Here is a 9,119-nt window from a genome sequence, read left to right as displayed (position 1 = left end):
TCGATCGCATGGTGCTGTATTCGCGATCGCGTATGGGAAACTGGTTTTTTTGTTGTATATTTCGATATTTTGTGACGGAAATGAAGAAACGCATTTTATGGGATTAGTTTGATTTCTAAGTTATCTCATATACCGAGTTTTAACATACTCTTTTATCACGCTATTCAAGCTGAAAAAAGTTGTTTTGCCCTCCTCTTTCCCCTCGATTAATAACCGCCTTCCTAGCGATCGCATTACATTCACTAAATCCGATACCGATAATTCTCCTATCTTTAAAATATCCGGTAAAACAACCGGTTGACTTTCCTTAGCCAACTGAGTTATTACTGCTATTTCCTGCTGTGTTAAACGCTGAAATTGTTGGTCTAGTTGCGCTTGTAAAGATTCATCCAATATTGGCGCATCGCATTGCAGGAAATCAGAAACACTACCTGCAAATATCTCTTCGATCGCGCTGGCGGTCAATTCTAACCAGAGAGGATTGCCTTGGTAGATATCAATCAATGTTTCCCAAGTTTCTTCATCTGATAATTTACGCTCTTTCAGTATTTCTTTTGCTGCTAATCCCAAACTGCCTAAGACGAATGTCCGCACGTAATTATTAGCTTTTTCTAACTTGGCAATTTCTCTAGGTTTCTCCCAACTATTGAGTAACAAACAACTGTTGTGATTGACTTCGGCAATTAATTTAAAAAATAACTGATAATCTTCATATCCAGTTTGATATTGACCCGCGAGTTGTCCGCTAGCAAAAAGCATTTGTAGGTCATCGAATATAATTAAACAGCGATGCTGGCGTAGATAGTTGAGGAGTTGGGATATTTGCGTTTCGATGTTCTGGGGAATGTCTGCTTCGTGGGGGAAGATTTGCAGCAGATTGGTGAGTGTTGCGTTGAGTGTTGGGGAAAAGCGAAGACTGCGATAAATAATGTAATCGAAATTGGTTTTGATTTGTTCTATTAGTCGTAATGAAAGGGTAGTTTTGCCAATTCCGCTGATTCCGAGAAGTGCGATAAGACGAGTGCGATCGCATATTATCCAGTTTACCAGGGTAGCGAGTTCGGTAGTGCGATCGTAGAAACTGAAGATTTCCGGCGCGTCGCCTAAGTCGATGTGGGGTTGAGTTGGGGTTTTTTGGGGGTTTTGGGGAGAGGAGGACGATCGATGTTTATCTGTAAAAATATTAATATTATTAATTGTTGGATTATTTTGGCAACCTTTTGAATCTATCTGGGAAAAATTTTTGCTTCTTATGTTTTTGAATATACTTTTAAAATTAGCTTTAGTAACTTTTTCACCTAATACTGAGGAGAGAAGATTCCATAATTCATGTCCGACATTTTTAACATGACTTTCACTAAAACCATTATCCTTAGCAATTTCTGAGTAGGTTTGACCTTGGATAGTACCTTTTAATACAGTTTTTTGCAAACGATCTAAATGTTTTCCGGTTTTGGAAAAGATTAGATTATTTGCCAGTTCTAAGATTTCCGCAATATCCATACACCCAATAAATACTAAATTGAACCTTATTATACCATAGTTTTCGTACCTTTCGTACTTTTCATACTTTGACTGGGTGACGAAATGCCGTACTTTTCATACGGTAAAGTAGCGATCGCTTGTTTAGGATCGGATTGTTTACTGGTATAAAGCCGCTATGTTGCGGCACAAGCAAGCCAAATAAACATCAAACATGAAATTTGAAATAGTCAAAGATAAAAAAGACCCTAGTACCAAAGATGAGCCAAGTAGTTTGCTCGAAACGCCTCAATGGACATTAGGTGAAATAGCCTTGTCAAAAAGTACATTTGAGCAAATTGAAGAAATGATTGCTTATGTAAAAAATCGAGAAAAGTTATTGTATGAATGGGAGTTTAATCGTTTTCTCAAGACAGGTAACGGTTTAAGTATCAACTTTTTTGGCCCACCAGGTACTGGTAAAAGCATTACAGCTGAAGCCATTGCCCAAAAATTAGGAACTAATATCATCAAAGTCAACTATGGTGAGTTAGAATCCGAATTGGTAGGTGGTACATCCAAAAATTTATCAAAAGTTTTCAAACTAGCCGAGGAGAATAAGAGTTTATTATTTTTTGATGAAGCTGATGCAGTTTTAAGTAAAAGGATTTCTAACTTATCGCAAGCAGCCGATCATGGTGTAAACTCTGCCAAAAGCACACTATTAACACTGATGGATAAATTTAATGGTGTGATAATTTTTGCCACTAACTTATTTGAAAACTATGATGCGGCTTTTTTAAGGAGGATCATATTTAATGTAGAGTTTCCTGTACCTGATCGGGAAATGAGAATTCAATTGTGGGAATTCCATTTATCTAAAAATGTTCCCCGAAACATCAGTTACGAGAGGGCAGCGGAAATCAGCGAGGGTTTATGTGGTGGTGATATTAGAAATATCACGATTAAACTGGGACTGAAATTGCTAGTAGGCAAAACAAAGGCTATTGATGAGACAGTCATCAATGAGGAAATCAATAAATATAAAACTATCAAACTGCGTCACCAAAAAATTAATTTAGCGGAAGCAGTTGTGATAGAGGAAGAAAACACTTCAGATTTAAAGGAGGAATAAATCATGCCTATCGATCCTATAACTTGGACGATTATTATAGGTAGTTTTTTAGCTGGTGCTACTGTTGGTTACTTTTGGGATGAACTCAGAGCCTGGGCTACCCGTGTAATAGGATATCTACTAGCTCGGATAAACCGAGCTATTGAGGTGACTTCAGATGCTATTGTTTACTTAGTTAGAGAGGGCAAACGCTATTACAAGAAAGTTGAAATGTTTTCTAGAAATATCTATACCAAAGTTACCAGTCTTCTATCAGATAAAAAAGAAATTTATCAGGGTGATATTCCTGAAGACTTAAACAAGCAACTTGAGTACAAATCAAAGTTGGAGTTAGGGCGAGCATCTACTTAAAACCCTAGAGAGAGGTAGCTTACCTTACGTCAAGGATCAAGATTTTTTTGATTATTTTGGTAGGATTAATATGTCAGATCAAAAAAGATATGTAACATATGGGATAGAGATAGCGAGAGAAGACATTCCTCAAGATGTGCTATGGGAACTTGAAAGAAGAGCAAGAAAAGCACTTCCACCAAAGTTTGAAGAAGTTTCCATTTCAGATAATGATATTCCTCAAAAAGAACTAGAATGTCTACTCAAAAAAGAAAAACATAAAATCCTGTAAAATAATTATGGAGAAGATTAATATGTCAGAATCAGAAAGTTTAGGGCACAAGTTTTGGAAAATATTCGATACCGTAAAAAATGCGGGTGAAAAGATATCACAAGCATTGCAGGAAAATGTTGCTGATATTGACACATTTAATAGTATCCAGAGGGAAACTTTAAATTTTGATTTACTGGAGGAGGATATTAAAGGCATTCACAGAAGAATTGAACAAGATGGATATTCTGTGTTAGGAAGCCGTCTAATTCTTGATGACAAACAAGAATTGATTGAAATTAAAACCTATAGCCAAAAAGGAGAAAAAAGCTTTGTCAATACTGTGAGTGCTAAAGTAAAGCGCGTGATAAATATTCCGGCTAATATTCTAGATGAAATGAAAAGTAAGGGGCGCGTTGAATTAAGTTTGAAGCCTGATAATTGATGTAATCTTTACTTTCATGTAAAATATAGCGATCGCACATTTCCATCATACCCCAAATGCGATCGCACATTTCCATCTTACCCAAATGCGAGATCGCACATTTCCATCTTACCCCCAAAATGCGATCGCACCTAAAAACTCAACTACTCATCAATAGTATTAGCAGAACTAAACTCGATCGGACGTTTGAGAATTTGACCGACAACTCCGTACCGATCCCCTGTTAATCCATCAAGTTCGTGTTCGATATCTTCCAACCAGCCAAGTTTACTTGTCCACTTCCCATTAGGTAATTGTCTGGCTGCATGAGTTGGAATACCATTAGAGTCAACATATATAGCTATTTTCTGATATCCAGTTTCTAATATTTCATTATCATCTGGTTCATATCCTAGCGTTTGATAAGCTTGAATATAAGCTTCTAGAGTCTCTTCTTGAGGAACGCCATCAGGCCAATAAAATTGCTCTCCCGGTATAGGTTGCCACCAGCGATCGTCCTCTTCTACAGCCCATGCAAAACAGTTATATTCCTCTGACTTTGGACTGGTAACTTGATAATCAGTGCGAGACAAATTAGGCCATTTAATTTCAAGTTCAGGTCTTCTATACATTTTATTCGATCGCGTAGCCTTGGTTTCTACCCCACTCTATCCAAGCTGATGCCATCTGCTTGACTCTTCCTCTTTGTTCTGGCTTGATAGGATTTTCGCCTGTAATTGCACTCAACGCTGCTAACCAGTAAAGCGGATTTTTTTTCAGTTCTGACAGCAACAGGGGCACGATTTTGGTTCCCATACTAATAATTTCCTGATAATAAGGATGCTGAGACATTTGGGCAGTAGAGGACATTCCAGCAACTTCATTTTCCCATTGCTTAGCAAGGGCATAAAACTTATCTACTATTTCTGGGTCAAGTTCGGCATTTTTGCTGATATTTGGGGGAGAAACTTCTCTCTGTGCGAGCAAGTTATCCAAGCTTATTAAGAGCAAATCTTCTATCGATACATTGAGGTCAGCGGCGACTTTTTGTAGCTTGTGCAAACGCTCATCTGAAATGGCAATTGTGATAGTATTCATCTGATTTACAAATTAGCCCGTATCTAAAAAAACAATCATTATTTACTGTAAAGTTTATGTCCTGAGATTCGCGCATTATCCATAATTTCTTTGAAATATTCAAAGTAGCTTTCTCTTTGCTTTGATTCTTCTTCCGTAACTTCTTCTTCTATCCAGCCTTTCAGAAGTTTCATTGCCGCCAGATTCTTTTGTAATTGTTCTGCTTCTGTTTTTCCTCTGTGCTTTAAAAAAGGTGTCAAAGAACTACTCATAGTTTTAAAGTGTCCCCTAAAATTTAGGTCTAATATCTAGAATAGCATTTTTACTGTCATTAACTACTGAACCGGAAACCTTATAGCCAAAAGCGATCGCACTTCCGTCTTTCTCAGAATGCGATCGCACTCCCATCTTTCCCCCAAAATGCGATCGCACACTTCCATATTTCTGCCAAAAGCGATCGCCATCTCAAGTTTCTTCACCATCAAACGGGTTAAACAGTGTAAGATCGCCAATCCATTCAAAATCCCCTGTGTTTCTTGTCACCAACGTCCTATCATATACCAAAGCTGTTGCTGCAATAATAGCATCCCCAAGTGTCATTCTCCTCATCTGTCTTAGTGTCACCGATCGAGCGAGTACAGCTTGTGAAATAGGGAGAACCTCCACAATGCGAAAAAATTCCTCAAAGTATAGCCTAGACTCTTCAGTTAGCCGGTGGTAGCCAAGGACTTCAACGTAACTTAATGCTGATACTGCTATGTCATTTTCGCCGATAAACTGCCTAATATGCGGGTATTCTGCCTGCGAAGCATAGATAATAATATTGCTATCAATTAACATTATTCATCCCTACTCGCAAGTGGACGATCTTGGCGCAAATCTCGCTGCCATTCCGCTGGATCGTTAACACTAGCAAAAGCATTAGTATCGGCAATTTTTTGTAAAATTTCAACGACTTTTTGACGGCGTATATCGGCGCTTAAGCTTGAATCTTCTTCTAATAAAGTAACGTAAACTTTGACCGGGCGCTCGCTTTCTTTTGGAGCTTCGTTAGCCCACTCTAAAATGTTTCCTTTCAGTACAGCCTCAAATGTTTTTAGCATAAATAGTTGAATGTTTTGTTAGTTATAATAGATATTCTACTATAAGCGATCTTCTATGTCCAGCTATATCTACCGGAGCGATCGCACTTCCGTCTTTCCCAGAATGCGATCGCACATATTCTACTTATCTTTATAAAAGAGCAAGTCGATGGATTACACCAACTGAAGCATCCTCGACAATTATTTCTTGTAGTTGTTCACCCAAAACTTGCGAAGCATCAAGGATTTCTAATCCAGCTAGTTTGCCATCAGCACTGTAATCAGCAATAATATCTTCTGTCAGTTCTCGATTTTCGGCTGTCCCCGGCGCTAATGGCAGTAACTCTATATAGAGTGCATCAACTTCTGGATCGTAGTGGATATTCATAGTTTTCTTCCTTCTAGTTGAAATAATAAACGTTTACTGTTTAAAACTTAAAACTCGCATTAATAAACCTCACGGCGATGAGCAATAATAGCTACAACTACCACTTGTTGTTCATCATTAATTGCATAAACTACCCGGTAATCTCCAACTCGATATCTATAATATCCAGCTAAATCACCTTTAAGTGGCTTAATATTTGGATGATTGCGAGGATTAATTTTCAGCATCTCGAAGCATCGATCTAACTTACGTTGCAATTGAGCCGATGCTGCTTCAAAAAACTCCTGTGCGTCAGAACTGATTGCGACTGTATATAAATCAGTATTTTCGTTTGAGTTGGTCAACGGGAATCACCTTACCTGCTGCTATATTTTTTTTGGCTTTGGCAAAAGCTTCTTGAAAACCAGGAATTTGCAATAATTCTTCCGTGGCTTCATTACTTTCACGCTCTACTAAATAAGCTAAAAAGTCAACAGCCACAAGGAGTCTTTCTGGCGACAGTTGCTCTACATATTCCTTTGCTTGCTGACGAATTTCTGTAGTATTCATAGTTACTCAACGACATCATCTATAAAATATTGTAGCTGCAAATATCTCTGGGAGACTATACCGATATTAGTTACAGGTAGTTAAGATCGATTGCAATTAAACTTGGCTGGGTAAATCTAACACGATTAACAACATCCGCTTTCTAAGCAAGAAACCCGGTTTTTTTAGAAAAACCGGGTTTCTCGAACAGATCGAAACTAGCTTGGTGGGCATTGCCCACCCTACTTTTTTAAGTGGATGGGACGAGTCGCTTACGCAGGGATTCGGCGCGGCGCTTAGCAGTGGAATTGTTGGGTTCGTACTTCAAAGCTTCGTCGTAAGTTTGCAGTGCTTGTGCGGTTAACTTCTTTTTCTCGTAGGCATGACCTAAATTGTTGAGTGCAGTGGGATAATTTGGTTGGAGTTTTAGGGCTTCTTTGTAGTTGCGAATTGCCGCGTCGTATTGCTCTTGAGCAAAGTAGGCAAAGCCCAATCCGTTGTAAATGAGGGCAGTATTTTGGGGTGCTTCCTCTTCGGCGGCTTTAAGTGCCCTTTGGAAGACTTGGACGGACTGAGAGAACAGCTTTTTATCGAGATAAATGCTGCCCAATTCGTAATACTCTTGAGCAGTGCCTTTCTCGTTTTTCAGCTTGTTTTGCAGGCGTGTAAGTGTGGTTTCAACTTTGCGAGTTTTGAAGACTTGCTGAAAAATCAACCAAGCGGTTCCAGATAGCAGTACGAGCAATATAGAGATATAAACAATGGGAAGCTGGCTTTGCATAGGTTTTTAAAGCGGGAATTTTCAGTGTTGGGTGTTGAATGCTGAGTGCTGAGTGGGAATTTTTGGTTTTGTAGAAAACTCAAAACACATTCCTCACATCTCAAAACTTTATTTTAAGGTATCCCAAGGCAGTCCCCAATAGATAGCTCGTTGCTGTAACCAACCGTCGGATCTCCAGCGATCGATCGCCCGATTGACCCGCCGCCGCAATTCATCGTACTGCAATCCCTTGGGCATTACTACAGCTAGGGGTTCGGCGGAAAGCAGGGTTGGTACTAAGCGATATTGGGGATATTCCTGTACCCAACCGGTGAGGATGCTGACATCGGCGGCAAAGGCAACTGCGCCGCCAGCTTCGAGGAGCGATCGCGCTTCTTCATAGGATGCCACACCGACGAGCTGGGCGGCGGGTAACTGATACCGCAGTTTGGGGATGGTGCTGGAACCGAACAGAACGGCAATTTTCGCTTGCCGAATATCATCGAGCTGTTGCACTGTGGCATCTTTTGTCACCAAGGCGATGCCATCAAAATAGTAGGGTGGGCTAAAGTTAACTAAGCGGGCGCGGGGTTCGGTGGCCGTAACTCTGGCAATGGTAAGATCGACTTTGCCCCGCAACACAACGTCAAGGCGATCGCGATTTGCCACTGGCTCGAACTTGACGGCATCGGAACGCCCCAACAATTCTGCTGCCAAACCTCGTGCCAAGTCAATTTCTAACCCTTGCAGGTTGCCTGTCGCATCCCGAAAACCCATAGGACGCAAGTTATCTTTTACACCAACAATTAAGTAGCCCCGTTCCTGAATTTCTTTGAGTTCGGCGGCATTGCTGGCAAAAGGCAAAAGTGTTCCCAGGCACAGCCAGGGAACTAGGTAAAAAGGCAAAACAAAGAGCAGATTTTTCAATCCTTTTTTTTGACTTTTGACTTTTGACTTTTGACTTTTATTTAGCTTTGGAAGCCAATTCGACAACTTTGCCGAAACTCTCCGGATCGAGGATGGCGAGTTGGGCGAGCATTTTGCGATTGAGTTCGATGTTGGCTTTTTTGAGGTTGCCCATCAGTTGGCTGTAGCTGACGCCGTGCAGATGCGCGGCGGCGTTGATGCGGGTGATCCAGAGACGGCGGAAATCGCGCTTGCGTTTTTTGCGATCGCGATAGGAATTCCGCAACGCCTTCATTACTTGTTGATTGGCTGTGCGAAACAGCGTGGAGTGGGAACCGCGAAATCCTTTCGCCAGTTTGAGAACTTTCTTGCGACGTTTGCGAGCAACGTTACCGCGTTTTACTCTTGTCATATCGATTTTGGATGAGAGGATTTTAGATTTTGGATTACTTGTGTAGGTGCATTAGGCAAACTTAGTGCAGCGTAACGCACCGCCAGGAGTCCCTAGAGATAGGGGAGCATCAGGCGCACGTTTTCTTCGTCTCTTTCGTCCACAACTGCTGGGTTAGATAGATGACGTTTCCGCTTGGCGCTTTTGTGCTGTAGCAAGTGGTTCTTAAAAGAGTGGCGGCGCATGATTTTGCCGCTTCCGGTTGCTCTGAACCGCTTTGCCGCCGATTTGCGAGTTTTGACTTTTGGCATGGGCTGACCTTTCTCGGACACGATCTATTATGCTACCATAAGCTTTATCTGTAAT

Annotated in this window: 18 protein-coding genes; 4 read left to right on the top strand and 14 right to left on the bottom strand. The window is 40.6% G+C overall.

The genetic code is table 11. The features are described from left to right. Positions 1 to 120 precede the first annotated feature (120 nt). Positions 121 to 1,503 carry an AAA family ATPase gene (locus H6S82_RS09450; RefSeq protein ID WP_190471786.1) on the bottom strand — a complete coding sequence of 461 codons (1,383 nt, stop codon included), beginning with the start codon at positions 1,501 to 1,503 and terminating at the stop codon, positions 121 to 123. Positions 1,504 to 1,696: 193 nt separating this feature from the next. On the opposite strand from H6S82_RS09450, the gene H6S82_RS09445 reads away from it, so the two are divergent. The 4 genes from H6S82_RS09445 (at position 1,697) to H6S82_RS09430 (ending at position 3,642) form a co-directional block, all read left to right on the top strand. Continuing rightward, positions 1,697 to 2,596: an AAA family ATPase gene (locus tag H6S82_RS09445; RefSeq protein WP_190471787.1), complete on the top strand. Its 900-nt coding sequence runs from the start codon at positions 1,697 to 1,699 to the stop codon at positions 2,594 to 2,596. A gap of 3 nt (positions 2,597 to 2,599) precedes the next feature. Further along, complete coding sequence (locus H6S82_RS09440; RefSeq protein WP_190471789.1) at positions 2,600 to 2,947, top strand: hypothetical protein; 348 nt, start codon at positions 2,600 to 2,602, stop codon at positions 2,945 to 2,947. A 70-nt stretch (positions 2,948 to 3,017) separates the two neighbouring features. Next, positions 3,018 to 3,218 (top strand): hypothetical protein, encoded by a 201-nt coding sequence (locus H6S82_RS09435; protein WP_190471791.1) that lies wholly within the window; start codon positions 3,018 to 3,020, stop codon positions 3,216 to 3,218. A 22-nt stretch (positions 3,219 to 3,240) separates the two neighbouring features. After that, positions 3,241 to 3,642 carry a hypothetical protein gene (locus tag H6S82_RS09430; RefSeq protein WP_190471792.1) on the top strand — a complete coding sequence of 134 codons (402 nt, stop codon included), beginning with the start codon at positions 3,241 to 3,243 and terminating at the stop codon, positions 3,640 to 3,642. A 143-nt stretch (positions 3,643 to 3,785) separates the two neighbouring features. Here the strand turns inward: H6S82_RS09430 and H6S82_RS09425 are convergent, their stop codons facing one another. From H6S82_RS09425 to rpmI, 13 genes are all read right to left on the bottom strand, one after another. Continuing rightward, a complete protein-coding gene (locus H6S82_RS09425) occupies positions 3,786 to 4,253 on the bottom strand; it encodes a hypothetical protein (protein WP_190471795.1) in 468 nt (155 codons plus the stop codon). A gap of 1 nt (position 4,254) precedes the next feature. Beyond that, positions 4,255 to 4,719, bottom strand: a complete 465-nt coding sequence (locus tag H6S82_RS09420) for a hypothetical protein (protein ID WP_190471796.1) — start codon at positions 4,717 to 4,719, stop codon at positions 4,255 to 4,257. A 38-nt stretch (positions 4,720 to 4,757) separates the two neighbouring features. Continuing rightward, positions 4,758 to 4,970, bottom strand: coding sequence for a hypothetical protein (locus H6S82_RS09415; protein WP_190471798.1), 213 nt, complete (start codon positions 4,968 to 4,970; stop codon positions 4,758 to 4,760). 63 nt (positions 4,971 to 5,033) lie between these two features. After that, complete coding sequence (locus tag H6S82_RS09410; protein ID WP_190471799.1) at positions 5,034 to 5,180, bottom strand: hypothetical protein; 147 nt, start codon at positions 5,178 to 5,180, stop codon at positions 5,034 to 5,036. Further along, positions 5,164 to 5,538, bottom strand: coding sequence for a type II toxin-antitoxin system VapC family toxin (locus H6S82_RS09405; protein ID WP_190471812.1), 375 nt, complete (start codon positions 5,536 to 5,538; stop codon positions 5,164 to 5,166). Before H6S82_RS09405 ends, H6S82_RS09410 begins: the two co-directional genes overlap by 17 nt. Then, positions 5,538 to 5,801 (bottom strand): hypothetical protein, encoded by a 264-nt coding sequence (locus H6S82_RS09400; RefSeq protein WP_190471814.1) that lies wholly within the window; start codon positions 5,799 to 5,801, stop codon positions 5,538 to 5,540. Before H6S82_RS09400 ends, H6S82_RS09405 begins: the two co-directional genes overlap by 1 nt. Before the next feature lie 130 nt (positions 5,802 to 5,931). Further along, positions 5,932 to 6,168 carry a DUF2283 domain-containing protein gene (locus H6S82_RS09395; protein WP_190471816.1) on the bottom strand — a complete coding sequence of 79 codons (237 nt, stop codon included), beginning with the start codon at positions 6,166 to 6,168 and terminating at the stop codon, positions 5,932 to 5,934. A 59-nt stretch (positions 6,169 to 6,227) separates the two neighbouring features. Beyond that, positions 6,228 to 6,512 (bottom strand): type II toxin-antitoxin system RelE/ParE family toxin, encoded by a 285-nt coding sequence (locus tag H6S82_RS33930; RefSeq protein ID WP_190471819.1) that lies wholly within the window; start codon positions 6,510 to 6,512, stop codon positions 6,228 to 6,230. Continuing rightward, positions 6,487 to 6,717: a hypothetical protein gene (locus H6S82_RS09385; RefSeq protein ID WP_190471822.1), complete on the bottom strand. Its 231-nt coding sequence runs from the start codon at positions 6,715 to 6,717 to the stop codon at positions 6,487 to 6,489. The genes H6S82_RS33930 and H6S82_RS09385 overlap by 26 nt, the downstream gene beginning before the upstream one ends. Before the next feature lie 229 nt (positions 6,718 to 6,946). Further along, complete coding sequence (locus H6S82_RS09380; protein ID WP_190471826.1) at positions 6,947 to 7,477, bottom strand: tetratricopeptide repeat protein; 531 nt, start codon at positions 7,475 to 7,477, stop codon at positions 6,947 to 6,949. Positions 7,478 to 7,585: 108 nt separating this feature from the next. Further along, a complete protein-coding gene (locus H6S82_RS09375; RefSeq protein ID WP_322111988.1) occupies positions 7,586 to 8,383 on the bottom strand; it encodes a transporter substrate-binding domain-containing protein in 798 nt (265 codons plus the stop codon). A gap of 37 nt (positions 8,384 to 8,420) precedes the next feature. Beyond that, positions 8,421 to 8,774, bottom strand: a complete 354-nt coding sequence (gene rplT / locus H6S82_RS09370) for a 50S ribosomal protein L20 (RefSeq protein ID WP_190471831.1) — start codon at positions 8,772 to 8,774, stop codon at positions 8,421 to 8,423. Between the two features lie 92 nt (positions 8,775 to 8,866). Then, positions 8,867 to 9,064 carry a 50S ribosomal protein L35 gene (gene rpmI, locus H6S82_RS09365; protein ID WP_190471876.1) on the bottom strand — a complete coding sequence of 66 codons (198 nt, stop codon included), beginning with the start codon at positions 9,062 to 9,064 and terminating at the stop codon, positions 8,867 to 8,869. Positions 9,065 to 9,119 lie beyond the last annotated feature (55 nt).

It is taken from the genome of Planktothrix sp. FACHB-1355 (genome assembly GCF_014748295.1).
GTDB classification, from domain to species: Bacteria; Cyanobacteriota; Cyanobacteriia; order Cyanobacteriales; family Aerosakkonemataceae; genus Aerosakkonema; species Aerosakkonema funiforme_A.
The sequence above is the reverse complement of the archived record's forward strand: the minus strand, read 5'-3'. Positions and strand labels throughout refer to the sequence as shown.